The sequence below is a fragment of the Brevundimonas sp. GW821-FHT02A10 genome, assembly GCF_059422025.1.
This window is the reverse complement of sequence record NZ_JBWKWC010000001.1, coordinates 434162-452285: the sequence shown is the minus strand read 5'-3', so window position 1 is coordinate 452285 and position 18124 is coordinate 434162. Positions and strand designations below refer to the sequence as shown.

General features: G+C 68.2%; 12 protein-coding genes. 9 read left to right on the top strand and 3 right to left on the bottom strand.

The window, feature by feature from the left end; genetic code table 11:
* Positions 1-177 precede the first annotated feature (177 nt).
* Entirely contained in the window at positions 178-2985 is a 2808-nt protein-coding gene (locus AC07U0_RS01915) for a M16 family metallopeptidase (protein WP_494718342.1), read from the top strand.
* A gap of 83 nt (positions 2986-3068) precedes the next feature.
* On the opposite strand, the gene AC07U0_RS01910 is transcribed toward AC07U0_RS01915, so the two are convergent.
* The 3 genes from AC07U0_RS01910 to AC07U0_RS01900 are packed head-to-tail and all read right to left on the bottom strand — an operon-like array spanning position 3069 to position 8969.
* Positions 3069-4499, bottom strand: coding sequence for an efflux transporter outer membrane subunit (locus AC07U0_RS01910; protein ID WP_494718341.1), 1431 nt, complete (start codon positions 4497-4499; stop codon positions 3069-3071).
* A complete protein-coding gene (locus tag AC07U0_RS01905) occupies positions 4499-7747 on the bottom strand; it encodes an efflux RND transporter permease subunit (protein WP_494718340.1) in 3249 nt (1082 codons plus the stop codon). Before AC07U0_RS01905 ends, AC07U0_RS01910 begins: the two co-directional genes overlap by 1 nt.
* 7 nt (positions 7748-7754) lie before the next feature.
* On the bottom strand, positions 7755-8969 hold the full coding sequence (locus tag AC07U0_RS01900; protein ID WP_494718339.1) for an efflux RND transporter periplasmic adaptor subunit: 1215 nt from the start codon (positions 8967-8969) through the stop codon (positions 7755-7757).
* Positions 8970-9135: 166 nt separating this feature from the next.
* On the opposite strand from AC07U0_RS01900, the gene AC07U0_RS01895 reads away from it, so the two are divergent.
* The 8 genes from AC07U0_RS01895 to leuB all read left to right on the top strand — a co-directional run bounded on the left by AC07U0_RS01895 (position 9136) and on the right by leuB (position 18063).
* Positions 9136-9705, top strand: coding sequence for a TetR/AcrR family transcriptional regulator (locus tag AC07U0_RS01895; protein ID WP_494718338.1), 570 nt, complete (start codon positions 9136-9138; stop codon positions 9703-9705).
* A 512-nt stretch (positions 9706-10217) separates the two neighbouring features.
* Positions 10218-11960 carry a dihydroxy-acid dehydratase gene (gene ilvD / locus AC07U0_RS01890; RefSeq protein ID WP_494718337.1) on the top strand — a complete coding sequence of 581 codons (1743 nt, stop codon included), beginning with the start codon at positions 10218-10220 and terminating at the stop codon, positions 11958-11960.
* A gap of 3 nt (positions 11961-11963) precedes the next feature.
* Entirely contained in the window at positions 11964-12971 is a 1008-nt protein-coding gene (gene ilvC / locus AC07U0_RS01885; RefSeq protein WP_494718336.1) for a ketol-acid reductoisomerase, read from the top strand.
* A gap of 26 nt (positions 12972-12997) precedes the next feature.
* Positions 12998-14710, top strand: a complete 1713-nt coding sequence (gene ilvG, locus AC07U0_RS01880) for an acetolactate synthase 2 catalytic subunit (protein WP_494718335.1) — start codon at positions 12998-13000, stop codon at positions 14708-14710.
* A complete protein-coding gene (locus AC07U0_RS01875; protein ID WP_492031726.1) occupies positions 14707-14961 on the top strand; it encodes an ACT domain-containing protein in 255 nt (84 codons plus the stop codon). The genes ilvG and AC07U0_RS01875 overlap by 4 nt, the downstream gene beginning before the upstream one ends.
* A 3-nt stretch (positions 14962-14964) precedes the next feature.
* On the top strand, positions 14965-16380 hold the full coding sequence (gene leuC / locus AC07U0_RS01870) for a 3-isopropylmalate dehydratase large subunit (RefSeq protein WP_494718334.1): 1416 nt from the start codon (positions 14965-14967) through the stop codon (positions 16378-16380).
* Positions 16373-16963 (top strand): 3-isopropylmalate dehydratase small subunit, encoded by a 591-nt coding sequence (gene leuD, locus AC07U0_RS01865; RefSeq protein WP_494718333.1) that lies wholly within the window; start codon positions 16373-16375, stop codon positions 16961-16963. Before leuC ends, leuD begins: the two co-directional genes overlap by 8 nt.
* Entirely contained in the window at positions 16963-18063 is a 1101-nt protein-coding gene (leuB, locus tag AC07U0_RS01860) for a 3-isopropylmalate dehydrogenase (RefSeq protein ID WP_494718332.1), read from the top strand. Before leuD ends, leuB begins: the two co-directional genes overlap by 1 nt.
* Positions 18064-18124: the final 61 nt, after the last annotated feature.

Here is an 18124-nt window from a genome sequence, read left to right as displayed (position 1 = left end):
GACGATGTGCAAAGTCGAGGACGAACCGACCCTGCTCGGAGGCGCTTGTTTGCGAACGGTTCGCGATAACCCGTCCGAACATGACCAAAAGTTCAGGAAACGTCGCTTTCCCGGTCGGCGGGTGCGAGCTACGCAGCTGTAACGGCCCAGCTGGGCCCCTCGCATCCGGAGGATTTCATGCGTTCGACCGCCCGCCGCCTAGCCCTGATGGGAGGCGTCGCCGCCTCCGTCGCATTCGCCTCCGCCGCCTGGGCGACGCCTGAGCCCGCGGCTCCGACTTCCACGGCCACGCAACGCGGCGAACGCCTGGCGCCCCTGCCGCCGATCGACATTCCGTTCACGAAATTCACCTTGGCCAACGGCCTGACCCTGATCGTCCACGAGGACCACAAGGCCCCGATCGTGGCGGTCAACATCTGGTACCACGTCGGTTCCAAGAACGAGCCGGCGGCGCGTTCGGGCTTCGCCCACCTGTTCGAACACCTGATGTTCAACGGGTCGGAGAACTTCAACAACGACTTCTTCAAGGCCACCGAGCTGCTGGGCGCGACCGACCAGAACGGCACCACCAACACCGACCGCACCAACTATTTCCAGAACGTTCCGACGTCGGCCCTGGACTCGATCCTGTGGCTGGAGAGCGACCGGATGGGCCACCTCGTCGGCGCCATCGACCAGGCGCGTCTGGATGAGCAGCGCGGCGTCGTCCAGAACGAGAAGCGCCAGGGCGAGAACCAGCCCTATGGCCGCGTCTGGGATGCGATCACCAACGCCACCTATCCGGCCGACCACCCCTATGGCCACACCGTCATCGGCTCGATGGATGACCTGAACGCCGCCGATCTGGACACCGTCAAGGCCTGGTTCCGCGACTATTACGGCGCCTCCAACGCGACGATCGTTCTCGCCGGCGACATCACCCCGGAAGAGGCCAAGGCCAAGGTCGAGCAATACTTCGGCGATATCCCGCCCGGACCGCCCGTCACCCATCCGAACCGGATGATCGCCCCCATGGTCGGCCATCAGTCCGAAACCATGTACGACCGCGTCGGCCAGCCGCGTCTGTACAAGGTCTGGAACACGCCGGAAGCCGGTTCGGCCGACAGTGACTATCTGGGCCTGCTGGGTCAGGTCCTGTCCTCGGGCCGCAACTCGCGCCTCTACAAGCGTCTGGTCTTCGACGATCAGGTCGCGGTGGGCGTCAACGCCGGCCAGAACGAGAGCGAGATCGGCAGCCAGTTCCTGGTCATCGTCACCGCCAAGCCGGGTGAGGACCTGAACCGCATCGAGGCCATCGTCGACGAGGAGATGGCCAAACTGCTGCGTGACGGTCCGACCGCCGAGGAACTGGAGCGCGCCCGCACCGTTCAGGGCGCGGGTCTGGTGCGCGGCGCCGAGCGCATCGGCGGCTTCGGCGGCAAGTCCGACCTGCTGGCCGAGAGCCAGGTGTTCCACGGCGACCCGAACGCCTGGAAGGACAGCTATGAGCGCGTCCTCGCCGCGACCCCGGCCAACCTGACCGCCGCCGGCCGTCAGTGGCTGACGGACGGCAGCTATTCGCTCGACGTCCTGCCGATGCCCGACTACGCCGCCGCCGCCACGGGCGTGGACCGCACCCGTGGCGTGCCCGCGACGGGCGCTGTCCCCGCCGCGATCTTCCCCGAGGTGCAGCACGCCACCCTGTCGAACGGGCTGAAGGTGGTTCTGGCGCCGCGTAACGGCGTGCCGACCGTGTCGATGAACCTGATCGTCAACGCGGGCTCCGCGACCGACGCCGCCGACAAGGCCGGCATCGCCTCGCTGGCCCCGACGGTGATGACCAACGGCACCGACACCTTGGACGCGCTGCAGATCTCGGACCGCACCCAGCTGCTGGGCGCCACCCTCGGCGCCGGTTCGGCCGCGGACTACTCCAGCGTCTCGATGACCGCCCTGTCGACCCGGATGGAGCCGTCGCTGGCCCTCTATGCCGATGTGATCCAGCATCCGGCCTTCCGCGCGGCCGACTTCACCCGCGCCCAGGCCCAGCAGGTCGCCGGCATCCAGCAGGCCAACCGCAACCCCGGCGCCATCGCCAACCGCGTCCTGGCCGCCAATGTCTATGGTCCGAACAGCCAGTACGGCCGTCCGACCACGGGCACCGAGGATACGGTCAAGGCCCTGACCCCGGCCGACGCCGAGGCCTATCACGCGGCCTGGTTCCGTCCCGACAACGCGACCCTGGTCGTGGTCGGCGACACGACCCTGGCCGAGCTGCAGCCGCAGCTGGAACGCGCCTTCGCCGGCTGGAAGGCCCCTGCCACCCCCCTGCCGGCCAAGCCCGAGACCTCGGTCATGGCCGTTCCGGCCCAGCCGCGCGTGCTGCTGGTCAACCGTCCGGGTCCGCAGGCGATCATCACCGCCGGCCGCCTGACGGCGCCGTTCGACGCCGCCAGCGAGCCGCGTCAGGACGCCTTCAACACCGCCCTCGGCGGCGCCTTCACCAGCCGGATCAACATGAACCTGCGGGAGGACAAGCACTGGTCGTACGGCGCGTCGTCGGGCGTGCGCACGGCCATCGGTCCGCGCATGTTCGCCGCCACCGCCGCCGTTCAGTCGGACAAGACCGCCGAGAGCGCGGCCGAGGTTCGCAATGAGCTGTCCGGCGTCGTCGGCGCCCATCCGGTCACCGAGGCCGAGCTGACGGCGGTCAAGGCCAACCTGATCCAGGGCATGGCCGGCGGCTGGGAAACCAACGCCGCCGTCATGGGCGAACTGACCCGTATGGTCGTCTACGGCGTGCCGGAAGACTACTACACGGCCTACGCCCGCGAGGTGAACGGCACGACCCCGGCCATGGCCGCCACGGCCGCCCAGACCGTGGTCGGCTCGGGTCCCACGACCTGGGTCATCGTCGGTGACGTGGCTTCCATGCGTTCCAAGATCGAGGCCCTGAACCTGGGCCAGGTCACGGTTGTGGACGTCAACGGCAACCCCGTTCCTTAAGCGAACGGGCATCGCCTGAAATGACGAAGGGGCCGGTGATCGCTCACCGGCCCCTTTGCTTTGCCCGAGTGTGAGCTCGGGACTTACCCTTCCGCCTGCCAGCCTCCGGCCAGCGCCTTGAACAGGGCGATCTGGTAGGTGGTGACGAGGGCGTCCGACTGGGCGAGGGCCGCCTCGGAAGCGGCCAGGGTCCGTTCGGCGATCAGCACGGTCAGGAAGCTGTCGGCGCCCGCGTCGAAGCGGGTGCGCGACAGGGTGGCGGCGCGCGCGGCCTGGTCCCGGGCCTCGGTCAGGGCCGTGCGGCGGTCCAGCTCGTTGGCGTAGTTGGACAGGGCCGTCTCGGTTTCCTGCAGGGCCGTCAGCACGGTCTGGTCGAAGGTCGCAAGAGCCGCATCGCTCAGGGCGCCCGTCTGGGCGATCCGGGCGCGGGCCACGGCGATGTTCGGGAAGGACCAGCTGATCAGCGGGCCGAAGGAGAACCGATAGTTCTCATCCTTGCCGAGATCGCCCGAATCCAGCGCCGTCGATCCGTAGGATCCGCCCAGGCTGATGGTCGGATAGAGCGAGGCCGTGGCCACGTTCACCCGCGCGGCGGCGGCGGCCAGGTTGCGCTCAGCCTGACGCACGTCGGGACGACGAGCCAGCAGGGCCGCGCCGTCGCCGACCGGAATCGGCTGGCTGAGTTGCGGCGGACGGGCGCAGGTCTTCGCCGCTTCCGAGGCCTCGGCCGGGGTGCGGCCCGTCAGGGTCGAGAGGCGGAACAGGGCCTCATCGCGCGCGGCCAGAAGCGAGGGCACGGCCGCCCGGGTCTGGGCGAGTGTCGACCGGGCCTGGGCGACGTCCAGACCGGTGCCGGCGCCGCCGTCCAGCAGGCGCTGGGTCAGGTCGACGGTGTTCTGCTGCAGGTCCAGGTTCCGCTGGGCGACAGCGATCTGGGCGTTGGCGGAACAGGCGTCGGCATAGGCGCGAGCCGTCTCGGCGGCCACGCTGACGCGGACCACATCGACGGCCGCCGCCTGGGCGTCGGCGTCGGCGCGGGCTGCGCGGATCGTGGAGCCCACGCGACCGAACAGGTCGATCTCGTAGGAGGCGCTGATGCCGGCGTCATAGGTGTCGATCTCGGGCGGCTGGGTCCCGGTCGTCGAGGTCGCGGCCGACCCCTGGCTGCGCGTCGCGGAGGCGCTCAGGCTGGTGGAGGGCAGGCGGCCGGCGCGGGCTTCCGAGAGCGAGGCCCGGACGGCGCGCAGATTGGCCTCGGCCGCTTCCAGCTGGTTGTTCTCGGCGAAGGCCTGGGTGATCAGGCCGTCCAGCGTCGGGTCGTTATAGAGCCGCCACCAGTCGCTGCGGGCCTCGGCGGTCGCGGTGACCGCCGTCGAGGAAGAGCCAATGAAGGCGCCCGACGCCTGGGGGGGAAGGTCGGCGTCGGGCGCCTTCGGCCCAACCGCGCAGGCAGCCAAAATCAGGGCGGCCGGAGCGACGGTCAGGAACCGTTGAAGGTAGGAACGAGCGGTCATCAGTGGTCTCCGGCCGGACCCGTGGCGGGCAGCGGCTGGTTGGGGTCTTGCGGCGGGGTCCCGGTGGTCGGGGCCGGTGGCGTCTTGGACGGCTCATGCGGGATGTGAGCCGCGATGGCACGGGTGAGGACATAGAAGACCGGCGTGAACAGCAGGCCGAAGATGGTCACCCCCAGCATCCCGAAGAAGACCGCCGCGCCCAGGGCCTGGCGCATTTCGGCGCCCGGACCTTCGGCCAGCACCAGCGGCAGAACGCCGAGGATGAAGGCGAAGGAGGTCATCAGGATCGGGCGCAGACGGGTCCGGGCGGCGGAGACGGCGGCGTCCCAGCGGTTCAGGCCTTCTTCTTCCGCCTGTTTGGCGAACTCCACGATCAGGATGGCGTTCTTCGCCGCCAGCGCCACCAGCACCACCAGTCCGACCTGGACCAGGATGTTGTTGTCGAGACCCAGGGCGTTGACCCCGAGCATGGCGGCCAGCACGCACATCGGCACGATCAGGATGACCGCCAGCGGCAGGGTGAAGGCCTCGTAGTTGGCGGCCAGCACCAGGAAGACCAGCAGGACGGACATCGCGAAGATCAGACCGGCGCCGCCCGAAGCAGATTTCTCCTGGTAGGCCAGTTCGGTCCATTCGTAGGAGAAGCCGGGCGGAAGCGTCGCGGCCGCCAGTTGCTCCATGTCGCCGATGGCCTGACCGGACGAGATGCCCGGCGCGCCCTGACCCTGCAGCTCGGCCGCCGGGAACAGGTTGAAGCGCACGATCCGCGACGGACCGGAGTCCTGGCGCAGATTGGCCAGCGAGCCGATCGGCACCATGGCGCCCGAGGTCGACTTGACCTTCAGGTTGGCGATGTCGGCAAGGTCGTCGCGATAGGCTGGCTCCGCCTGGGCGGTCACACGATAGGTGCGGCCGGCCATGTTGAAGTCGTTGATGTAGGACGAGCCCAGATAGATGCCCAGGGTGCTGAACACCGAGGACGGCTGGACGCCCAGCATCAGGGCCCGGTCACGGTCGACGTCGGCGGCGATGCGCGGCGAGGCTGTGTTGTAGGTCGAGAAGACCTGCTGCAGCTCGTCGGGCTTCTGGGCCGCGGCGCCCATCATGGCGAAGGTGGCGCCTTCCAGAGCACGGTAGCCCGCGCCGGAACGGTCCTGGACCATCATCTTGAAGCCGTTGCCGGTGCCCAGGCCCTGAACCGAAGGCGGGGCGATGACGAAGATATTGGCTTCCTCGATACCGCCGGTGGCCTGGGTGATGGCCCCGGCGAGGGCGGCCGCCTTGGTCTCCTTGGACTTGCGGTCCTCGGACGGGTCCAGACGGACGAAGATGGTCGCGGCGTTGGAGCCGAAGGCGAAGCTGGAGCCGTCGAGGCCGGCGAAGGCCACGGTGCCGTTGACGCCTTCCTTGGCCTGGATGATGTCCTTGGCCTTCAGCATCACCGCTTGGGTGCGGTCCAGCGACGAACCGGCCGGCAGCTGGATGACGCCGATCAGGAAGCCCTGGTCCTGCTCGGGAATGAAGCCCGAGGGGGTGTCGACCAGTCGCCAGGCGGTCAGGGCCAGCAGGCCCGCGTAGACCACCAGGACGATGGCGACCAGACGGACCAGTTTGGCGGTGACCCGGCCGTACTGGTTCGACAGCCAGTCGAAGCCTTCGTTGAACTTGCGTCCGCCGAGGCCGACGTACCAGACGACGGAGCCCCAGACGCCCGGCTTGCGATGGCCGTGGCCATCCGCGTGCGGCTTGAGCAGCAGGGCGGCCAGCGCCGGCGACAGGGTCAGCGACACGAACAGGGAGGTCACCGAGGCCGCGGCGATGGTCACCGCGAACTGGCGATAGAAGATCCCCGGAATGCCCGGCACGAACATGGTCGGGATGAACACCGAGACCAGCACCAGACCGATGGCGATCAGGGCGCCCGACACTTCCTCCATCGAGCGATAGGCGGCGTCGCGTGGACTGAGCCCCTCGCCGATCAATCGCTCCACGTTCTCGACCACCACGATGGCGTCATCGACGACGATGCCGACGGCAAGGATCAGGGCGAGCAGCGACAGGGAGTTCAGCGAATAGCCGAGCGCCAGCTGGACCGCGAAGGTGGCGACCAGGGCGACCGGGATGGCGATGATCGGGATGATCGCCGCGCGCCAGGTCTGAAGGAAGACCATGACCACGATGACGACCAGGATGATCGCTTCAACCAGGGTGTGCTGCACCGACTCGACCGAGGCGGCGACGAACTCCGTCGGGTTGTAGGCGACCTTGACCTCGGCGCCTTGCGGCAGGTCCTTGCGGATGGCTTCGAGCTCGGCCTGGACGCGTTCGGCGGTGCCGAGCGCATTGGCGCCGGGCTGCTGGACGATGGCGACGCCGACGCCGCGCTTGCCGTCGAAGAAGCCGCGGATACCATAGTCCTGGGCCCCCAGCTCGACGCGGGCGATGTCGGACAGGCGGGTCACGGCGCCGTTGGCGTCGGTCTTGAGGACGACCTGGCCGAACTCTTCCGGCGTGTTCAGGCGGCCCTGAACCTGGATCGGTTGCTGGAAGGCGGCGGCGTTGGTGGCGAAAGGCGGGGCGCCGATCGAACCGGCCGCGGCCTGGACGTTCTGGGCCTGCAGGGCGGCGATGACCTCCTGGGCGGACAGGTTTCGGGCCGCGGCCTTGGCCGGGTCGATCCAGACGCGCATCGAATAGTTGCCGCCGCCGAAGACGGTCACCCCGCCTACGCCCTCGATCCGCAGCAAGCGGTCGCGGATGGTGGAGTTGGCGTAGTTGCCCAGATAGTCGTTCGACAGACTGCCGTCGGGCGAGGTGACCGAGGCGATCAGCAGGAAGCCCTGTGACGCCTTGGCGACCACGACCCCGGTCTGGCGCACCTGATCGGGCAGGCGCGGCTCGGCCAGGGCGACGCGGTTCTGGACAAGCACCTGGGCCTTGTCGAGGTCGGTGCCCGGCTTGAAGGTGACGGTGATCGCCACCGCCCCGTCGGAGGTCGAGGAGGAGGTGACGTAGAGCATGTCCTCAACGCCGTTGATTTCCTGCTCGATGGGCGCGGCGACGGTCTCTGCCAGGGTCTCGGCCGAGGCGCCGGCGAAGGCGGCGTTGACGGTGATCGTGGGCGGCGCGATCTCCGGATACTGCGAAAGCGGCAGCAGCGGATAGGCGGCGAGGCCCACGATGGTGATGACCACCGACAGAACGGCCGCGAAGATCGGCCGGTCGATGAAGAAGCGGGAGATGTTCATGTGTGGATCAGTCGCCGATCGCCACGGAGCCCGACAGGGCGCTGGCTGAGGTCGCCGTGGCGGCCGGGGGGGCATAGGTAACGGGGGCGGCGTTCGCCGTCGGCGTGTGGGTGATGCGGCCGGGGTTGGCCTTCACCTTCTGGCCGGGCTGCTGAACGCGCGAGCCGCCGTTGATGATGACGCGGTCCTGGGCGGTGATGCCCGAACGGATCACGCGCAGACCGTCGATCAGCGGGCCGAGGACCACCGGGCGCGGCGTAACCGTGCCGTCGGCCGCGACGACCGCGACGGTGCGCTGGTCGGCGCCCGCCGAGACCGCCGAATCCGGAACCAGCAGGGCGTCATAGGCACCGGCGCCGGCGACGCGGATCTGGCCGAACATGCCGGGCTTCAGGAAGCCGTCGCCGTTCTGGACGATGGCCCGCAGACGGATGGTGCCGGAAGACGGATCAATGGCGTTGTCGGTGAAGTCCAGCGTGCCCGAGTGACCGAATTCGGCCTCGTCCTGCAGGCGGATGCGGACCGGGGCGCCCTTACCGGCGCGGACCTGGCGCTGGTACTTGAGCAGGGTCGCTTCCGAGCCGTCGAAGACGAACCAGATCGGCGAGGAGGAGACGATGGTGGTCAGGACGTCGGCTGCCGACGATCCGCCGGCGACCAGGTTGCCCGGGTCGGTGCGGCGGTTCGAGACGCGGCCCGAGACCGGGGCGGTGACCCGGGTGAACTCGACCTGCAGCTGGGCGGAGCGGACATTGGCCTGGGCGGCGGCGACATTGGCCTCTGCGGTGCGCAGGGCGCCGGTGTTGGCGTCGACCTCGGCCTGGGACACGGCCTGCGAGGCCAGAAGGCCTTGCGAGCGGGTCAGATTGGTGCGGGCCAGGGCCACCTGGGCGTTGGCCTGGGCCACCTGGGCCTGGGCGGCGGCGAGGGCCGCCTGGGCCGGACGCGGATCAAGCGTGAACAGCAGCTGGCCGCGCTGGACATAGTCGCCGTCCTTGAAGTGGACCGACTGGATATAGCCGCCGACGCGGGCGCGGACGTCGACCTGCTGGGTCGCCTCGAAGCGGCCGGTGAAGTCGTCCCAGTCGACGATCCGTTCCTGCAGGGGGTTGGCCACGGTGACCGGGGCAGGGGGCGGCGGGCCCGCGGCCTCGCTCTTGGAACAGCCATAAAGCGCGGCCGCAATCATTGCGGACACGGCGACGATCTTCAGCCTGCGCATGCAAGGCCCTCCAGCAAGCAATTTGAGTCCAGGCGGACAAACGGGCAAATGGGGGGACGCGCCCGCAGGTCAACACCTGATGACATGTTTATTGTGCGACTGCGAAAGCCTTGTCAACAGGCGATGACATAGCCATACTCCCAATGGGGCCTTTGAGGACATCAACTTGAGTTTCGAGCTTTGCAGCAGACCCCGGAACGCCGCCGCCACGCGGGAGGCCATTCTGGCCGCCGCCAACGCGCGCTTTCTTGCGGAAAGCTATGACCAGGTCGGGATGCGCGACATCGCCCGCGACGTGGGCGTCGATCCGGCCCTGATCTCCCGCTACTTCGGCTCGAAGGAAGACCTGTTCAACTCCGTGCTCGAGGGCTGTGGCGACGGCTCGGACCTGACGGCCGGCGACCGGGCGACCTTCGGTGAACGTGTGGCCCACGATCTGGTGTATGGCCCCAAGAAGGAATTCAAGCTGCGCTGGCTGCTGCTGATGCTGCGCTCGATCACTTCGCCCAAGGCCGCCGATATCATCCAGCGCGGCTCCAAGGCCAAATTCTACCAGCCCTTTACCGACTGGGTCGGGGGCGAGGACGCCGAGATCAAGGCCCGGCTGACCGCCGGCATGATCATGGGTCTCACCGTCAGCCGCGACATCACCGGCGGCTTCGACATGACCCCCGAGCAATGCGAGCGGTTCAAGGCCCGCATCGCCGCGACCCTGCAGAGCTTTATCGACAGCTGACACCGTTGTCGGCGATTGCCGACCCGGCCTGACGTCCGCGCCGCTGGTCTTCGGGCCGGTCGATTTCGCTCGCGCGGCGGACAAGCGCCCGCGACTTTCGACCCTCAGCTGCCATTAGGGGGTGGATTTTACCTCCGGGCGTCCTCTGGGGCTGAAAATTGGAAATTTATTCCAGGTGGCGGTTGCGCCGGCCCGGTTAATCTGGCTTTATGCCGGGGTAAGCAGGAGATCGGCCGTGCGCCAATCCATTCGCCATGACCAGAAGACGCGGGGAGCTCAGGCTGTCGCCGCGACGCGCGCAAGCGTCGGTCCCGTGATGCTGACCACCCTCATTCTCAGCGTACTCCTCGGCCTTCTCCTTACCGGAGCGGGATGGATGCAGCTGACCTGAGCACAAGCAAAATCAGGATCACACGCAGCCACCCGCTCCCGCCAGGAAGCGGGTTTTTTCATACCCGAAACGACCCCGCCGCCCGCCCAAAACGACTGATCAGCAGAAACGACCGCCTCCCGTGACCACGCAAGATTCCACCCCCGAAAACAGCGCCGGCAACCGTCGAAGCTCGGTCGTGACCAAGGGTCCGAACCGCGCGGCGGCGCGCTCCTATCTGCGCGCGGCGGGGATGCAGGACGCCGACTTCGACAAGCCGATGATCGCCATCGTCAACACCTGGTCGACCATCACCCCGTGCAACATGCATCTGAACCGGCTGGCCAACGACGTCCGCGCCGGGATCATCGCGGCGGGTGGCTGGCCGGTCGATTTCAACACGGTGATGGTCACCGACGGCATCTCCATGGGCACGCCCGGGATGAAGGCCTCGCTGATCTCGCGTGAGGTCGTCGCCGACTCGATCGAGCTGGCCGTCGAGGGCCATCAGCTGGACGGCGTCGTCTGCATCGTCGGCTGCGACAAGACCATCCCGGCGGCGGCCATGGCCCTGGCGCGGATGGATATCCCCGGCCTGGTCTATTACGGCGGCACCATCATGCCGGGCGTCATCGGCTCGAAAGAGGTCTCGGTCCAGGAGGTCTTTGAGGCCATCGGCGCCCACGGCGCCGGCACGATCGACGACGAACAGCTGAAGATGGTCGAGAGCGCCGTCTGCCCCGGCGCCGGCGCCTGCGGCGGCCAGTTCACCGCCAACACCATGGCGATGGCTTTGGCCGTCATGGGCATTTCGCCCATGGGCGCCAATGACGTCCCCGCCGTCGATCCGGCCAAGGCCGCCGAGGGCCATCGCTGCGGCCAGCTGATCGTCGAACGCGTCTTCGCCGGCGACAGCGCCCGGAAATACATCACCCGCGCCAGCCTGAAGAACGCCGCCGTCGCGGTCTCGGCCTCGGGCGGATCGACCAACGCCGTCATGCACCTGACCGCCATCGCCATCGAGGCCGGCGTCGATTTCGGCGTCGAGGACTGCCATCAGGCCTGCGTCGAGGCGCCGGTCATCTGCGACCTGAAGCCGGGCGGCAAGTTCCTGGCCTCGCACCTGTACGCCGCCGGTGGCACCCGTCTGGTCACCCAGCGGCTGGCCGAGGCCGGCAAGATCACCAACACCCCCACCGTCTCGGGCCGCAGCCTGTTCGCCGAGGCCGCCGAGGCCGAGGAAACCCCCGGTCAGGTCGTCGTCGCCACCATCGACCAGCCGATCATGGAGCGCGGCTCCTATGCGGTCATCTACGGCGACGTCGCCCCCGAAGGCGCGATCATCAAGCTGACCGGCCACAAGGTCGACCGCTTCGAAGGTCCCGCCGCCGTGTTCGACAGTGAGGAAGACGCCTTCCACGCCGTCCAGGACGGATCAGTCGGCGAGGGTGACGTCATCATCATCCGCTACGAAGGGCCCAAGGGCGGTCCGGGCATGCGTGAGATGCTGCAGGTCACCGCCGCCCTGAAGGGCCGGGGCATCTCCGATGTCGCCCTGCTGACCGACGGCCGCTTCTCGGGCGCCAGCTACGGCTTCGTCGCCGGCCACGTCTCGCCGGAAGCAGCGGTCGGCGGGCCGATCGGCCTGATCCGCGACGGCGACCGCATCACCATCGACGTCACCAATCGCCGCATCGACGTCGCCGCCGATCTGGCCGCGCGGCGTGCGGACTTCGTCCTGCCGCCCATGGCCCCGGCCCACGGCGTCTTCGCCAAATACCGCGCCTCGGTGGCTTCGGCCTCGCAAGGCGCCGTCACCATTCCCAACCCTCCGCCGGCCCAAACGCCTGCGTCCATCACCGCCAAAGAAACCGAGAAGGCCTGAGCCATGGAAATCTACACCAACGACGACATCCGTCCCGGCGTCATCGCCGGTCAGCGCATCGCCGTCATCGGCTATGGCTCGCAGGGCCGCGCCCACGCCCAGAACCTGAAGGACTCGGGTCACGACGTCATCGTCGGCGTCCGTGAAGGCGGCAAGGGCTGGAAGAACGCCCAGTCCGACGGCCTGGCCACGGCCGAGCCCGCCGATGCGGTCAAGGACGCCGACATCATCGCCATCCTGACGCCGGACATGGCCCAGGCCGAGATCTACAAGACCGTCATCGAGCCTTACGCCAAGGCCGGTTCGGCCCTGTTGTTCGCCCACGGCTTCTCCATCCTGTACGGCCGCGTCACGCCGCGCGAGGACATGGACGTCATCCTGGTCGCGCCCAAGGGCCCCGGCGATCTGGTCCGTCGTGAATACGCCCGCGGCCGCGGCGTCCCCGCCCTGTTCGCCATCGAGAAGGACGTCACCGGCAAGGCCCGCGACCGCGCCATGGGCTATGCCAAGGGCATCGGCGGCGCGACCGGCGGCCTGCTGGAAACCAGCTTCAAGGAAGAGACCGAGACCGACCTGTTCGGCGAACAGGCCGTCCTGTGCGGCGGCGCCAAGGAACTGGTCATGGGCGGCTTCTCGACCCTGGTCGAGGCCGGCTACCAGCCCGAGATCGCCTATTTCGAATGCCTGCACGAGCTGAAGCTGATCGTGGACCTGTTCTACGAAGGCGGCATCACCAAGATGAACGAGTTCATCTCCGAGACCGCCAAATGGGGCTCGGTCGTCTCCGGCCCGCGCGTCATCAACGGCGAGACCCGCGAGCGCATGAAGGAGATCCTGACCGAGATCCAGAACGGCGCCTTCGCCCGCGAATGGATCGCCGAGAACGAAGCCGGCAAGGGTGCCTATGACGCCCTGGTCAAGGCCGACAGCGAGCATCCTATCGAGGTCGTCGGCGCGGGCCTGCGCGAGCGCATGGCCTGGCTGCACGCCCCCAAATCCGAAGCCGCCTGAGCGACTGAGCCCAAAGAGCAAGACCGATGAGCGCCGCCGCCACAGCCATAAAGCCCTCCGCCGAGACCGCATCCCAATCGGGTGCGCGTCTGGTGGTCTCCACGCTCGAGAAGCTGGGGGTCGAGGTGCTGTTCGGCTATCCCGGCGGCGCCATCATGCCGATCTACGACGCCCTGGCCGGGTCGTCGCTGCGCCACTATCTGTGCCGCCACGAACAGGGTGCGGCCTTCGCGGCGGACAGCTACGCCCGGGTCTCGGGCAAGGTCGGGGTCTGTATGGCGACGTCGGGGCCGGGCGCGACCAATCTGGTCACCGGCATCGCCAACGCCATGCTGGATTCCATCCCCATGGTCTGCATCACCGGCAATGTCGCCCAGGGCGTCATGGGCATGGACGCCTTCCAGGAAGTCGACATCCTGGGCGTCACCCTGCCGATCGTGAAACACTCCTATCTGGTCCGCAGCGCCGCCGACATTCCGGCGGTGATCGAGGAGGCCTTCCACATCGCCCGCTCGGGCCGCCCCGGCCCGGTCCTGATCGACCTGCCCAAGGACGTCCAGTTCGAGATGACCGACGCTCCGCGCGGCATCCATCTGTCCAACGAGATCGACGTCGCCGACGCCTCGATCATCGCCGAGGCGGAAGCCGCCATCCGGGCCGCGAAGAAGCCGATCCTGTACATCGGCGGCGGGGCCAAGATCTCGGGCGCGGTCGAGGCGGTCCGCGACTTCGCCCGTATGACCGGCATTCCGCAGGTCTCGACCCTGAACGCCCTGGGCACCATCCCGACGGGCCAGGACAATTTCCTGGGCATGCTGGGCATGCACGGGACGCGCGCGGCCAATGAGGCGGTTCAGGACTCGGATCTGCTGATCGTCGTCGGCGCCCGGTTCGACGACCGCGCCACCGGCAAGCTGGTCGAGTTCGCCCCCCACGCCGGCGTCGTTCATTTCGACATCGATCCGTCGGAGATCGGCAAGCTGCGCAAGGTCGCGGTCGGCGTCACCGGCGACCTGAAGCCCAATCTGGAGGCCCTGAACGCCCGGTTGGCGCGAGGCGACGCCATCGACGTCTCCGGCTGGGCCGACCAGTGGCGCGCCCGTTCAGTCGAGACCGCCTTCGACTACAACGCGCCGGGGGAGGGGGTCTTCGCGCCCCAGCTGCTGAACGAGCTGTCGAAGAAGGCCGGACCGGACTTCATCGCCGCCTGCGACGTCGGCCAGCATCAGATGTGGGTCGCCCAGTACTGCGACTTCTCGCGGCCCCAGGCCCACATCACCTCGGGCGGTCTGGGTTCGATGGGCTTCGGCCTGCCCGCGGGGATCGGCGCCAAACTCGCCGAGCCGGACGCCTGCGTCGTCACCATCACCGGCGACGGCGGGGTGATGATGAACATCCAGGAGCTGGCGACCGTCAACCGCTTCAAGATCCCGCTGAAGATCATCCTGCTGGACAACTCGCGCCTGGGCATGGTGCGCCAGTGGCAGGAGTTCTTCTTCGAGCGGAACTTCTCCGAGGTCGATCTGTCGGACAACCCGGACTTCGTGAAGGTCGCCGAGGCCTTCGGTATCCCGGCCTTCCGCATCGACCGCCGCGATCAGGTCTCGGCCGGCATCGACCGGCTGCTGGCCGCCGAAGGGCCGATCCTGGCCCACGTCATTATCGATCCCGCCGACAATGTCTGGCCCCTGGTTCCCCCGGGCAAGAACAACGGCGAAATGCTGGAGGGCTCACGATGAGCGACACCATCCATATCCTGATCGACCGCGCCGACGGCGCGCTGCAGCGGCTCATCGGTCTGGTGGAGCGGCGCGGCTTCCATATCGACGCCATGGATATGGCGACCGAGGGCGCCGCTCTGCGCATCGCCCTGACCGTGCGTGGCCGCGATGCGGGCCGCTCGATCGTGAACCTGGGCCAGCAGATCGACCGTCTGGTCGGGGCGCGCCGCGTCTCCAACGACAGCGCCTTTCGCTTCGAGGCCGCCTGACCGATGAGCGTAGCGCGTACCCTGTATGAAAAGGTCTGGAACCGGCACCTGGTCGTGCCGGAGACCGACGCCACGCCCGGCGTTCTGTATATCGACCTGCATCTGGTCCACGAGGTCACCAGCCCCCAGGCCTTCAGCGAGATCGAGAGCCGGGGGCTGAAGGTCCGCCGGCCCGACCGCACCTTCGCGACCCTCGATCACTCGACGCCGACCCTGCCGGCCGTGAACGGCCAACGCCCCTATGTCACCGCCGAGGCGCGCGATCAGGTGGCGCGGCTGGAGAAGAACTGCGCCGCCCACGGTGTCGAGCTGGCGGGCTGGGATTCCGACGCGCGCGGCGTGGTCCACGTCATGGGGCCGGAACTGGGCCTGACCCAGCCGGGCATGACCGTCGTTTGCGGCGACAGCCATACGGCGACCCACGGCGCCTTCGGGGCCCTGGCCTTCGGTATCGGCACCTCCGAGGTCGGCCATGTGCTGGCGACCCAGTGCCTGCTGCAACGGACGTCGAAGACCCTGCGCGTCACCGTCGATGGCGAACTGCAGCCCGGTGTCTCGGGCAAGGACGTGGCCCTGGCCGTGATCGCGGCGCTCGGGTTCGGCGGCGGCACCGGCTACGTCATCGAATATGCGGGCGATGCCGTGCGGTCGCTGGACATGGAAGGGCGTATGACCCTGTGCAACATGTCCATCGAGGCCGGCGCCCGGGCGGGCATGATCGCCCCCGACCAGAAGACGATCGACTGGCTGCGCGGCCGTCGTAAGGTTCCGCAGGGCGAGGCCTACGAAGCTGCGGCCGCCGAATGGCTGCAACTCGCCTCTGATCCCGGCGCGGTGTTCGACAAGGAGGTCGTGCTGGACGGCGCGGCCATCCGTCCGATGGCGACCTGGGGCACGACGCCCGACGCGGGCGCGCCCATCGGGTCGAAGGTCCCGGAGCCGCAGTCTGACTCAGACCGCAAGGCCATCGCATACATGGGCTTCGAGGCCGGCCAGACGACGACCACCCAGGCCGTCGACGTGGTCTTCGTCGGCTCTTGCACCAACGGCCGCCTGCCGGACCTGCGCGCCGCTGCCGAGGTGTTGAGGGGGCGCAAGGTCAAGGACGGCGTTCGGATGCTGGTGGTCCCGGGCTCCGAAGCGGTGCGCCGCGACGCCGAGGCGGAGGGGCTGGATCAGGTCTTCATCGCCGCCGGGGCCGAATGGCGCCTGCCCGGCTGTTCGATGTGCATCGCCATGAACGGCGACACGGTTGGACCGGGCCAACTGGCCGTCTCGACCTCCAATCGCAATTTCGAAGGCCGTCAGGGCAAGGGCGCCCGCACCATCCTGGCCAGCCCCGCGACGGCGGCGGCGTCGGCCATCGCCGGGGTGCTGACCGATCCGCGCGTCTATCTGTCGGAGACGGTTGATGCCTGAGCCGATCAGAGTGTTCACCTCCCGGTCGCTGGTCCTGACCCAGGCCAATATCGATACCGACCAGATCATCCCGGCCCGGTTCCTGACCACGACGGAGACGACCGGTCTGGGGGCCAAGGCCTTCTACGACTGGCGCTATGAAGCCGACGGCTCGGCCCGGCCCGAGGCCGTGCTCAACCGCATCGATCCGGCCGAGCACCGCATCCTGGTCGCGGGCGACAATTTCGGCTGCGGCTCGTCGCGCGAGCATGCGCCCTGGGCGCTGTACGACTACGGCTTCCGGGCGGTGATCTCGACCGGGATCGCCGACATCTTCACCTCCAACGCCCTGAAGAACGGCCTGCTGCCGATCGTCGTCGATCAGGCGACCTGGGACGATCTGGTCGCCCATCCGGAACAGCCGGTGACTATTGATCTGGAGACCAATGAGGTCCGACGCGGCAACCATGCTCCCGTGACCTTCGCCGTCGAGGCCTTTGCACGCCAGTGCCTGCTGGACGGCGTCGACACCCTCGGCTGGCTGCAGAACAAGCTGCCTGATATCGAAGCCTATGAGCGCGCCACCGCGCCGGAGACCGTCTGATGCCCACACCCAGGACCTGGAAGATCGCCCTGTTGCCCGGTGACGGCGTCGGCCCCGAGGTCATCGCCGCGACCAAGTCGGTGCTGCAGGTCATCGGCGACTTCTACGACCACGACTTCCAGTTCACCGAACACCTGATCGGCGGGGCCGGCATCGACGCGGTCGAGAACCCCCTGCCGCAGGACACCATCGACGCCTGCCTGGCCTCGGACGGGGTGCTGCTGGGCGCGGTCGGCGGACCCAAGTGGGACGGCCAGAAGCTGCGGCCGGAACAGGGACTGCTGGGCCTGCGCAAGGTCATGGGCCTCTACGCCAACCTGCGTCCGCTGCAGGTCTCGCCGGTCATGGCCCACCGCTCGCCGCTGAAGAAGGAGATCGTCGAGGGTGTCGACCTGATCGTCTTCCGCGAGCTCACCGGCGGCGTCTATTTCGGCGAGAAGGTCCGCACCGAGACCATGGCCTCGGACCTGTGCGTCTATTCGGTCGAGGAGATCGAGCGGGTCACCCGCGCCGCCTTCAAGATCGCCGTCCAACGCCGCGGCAAGGTGACCTCGGTCGACAAGGCCAATGTCATGGAGACCAGCCGCCTTTGGCGCGAGGTCGTGACCCGCATCCACGCCGAGGAGTTCCCCCAGGTCGAGCTGAAGCACGCCCTGGTCGATTCGATGGCCATGCACCTGATCCAGCGGCCCCGCGACTATGATGTCATCCTGACCGAGAACATGTTCGGCGACATCCTGTCGGACGAGATCTCGGTGCTGGGCGGCTCTATCGGTCTGCTGCCGTCAGCCTCGCTGGGATCGGGCGGGCCGGGCCTGTTCGAGCCGATCCACGGCTCGGCGCCGGACATCGCGGGCCAGGATCTGGCAAACCCGGTCGGGACGATTCTCTCGGCCGCCATGCTGCTGCGCCACGGTCTGGGGCTGGAGGATGAGGCCGGTTCGATCGAGGCTGCCGTGGCCGCCGTTCTGGCCGCCGGAGCCACCACGGCGGACCTGGGTGGCGAATTGGGCACACGTGCGGCCGGGGAGGCGATCATCGACGCCATCCGCGCCATCCACTGGGCGGCTGCACATCGTGTGCAGATGCACTGGGGTTAAGCTTTTCGTTAGCATTTGCGAAAAGGGTATGAATTTTCGAATTCATGCCTCTTTCCGGCAA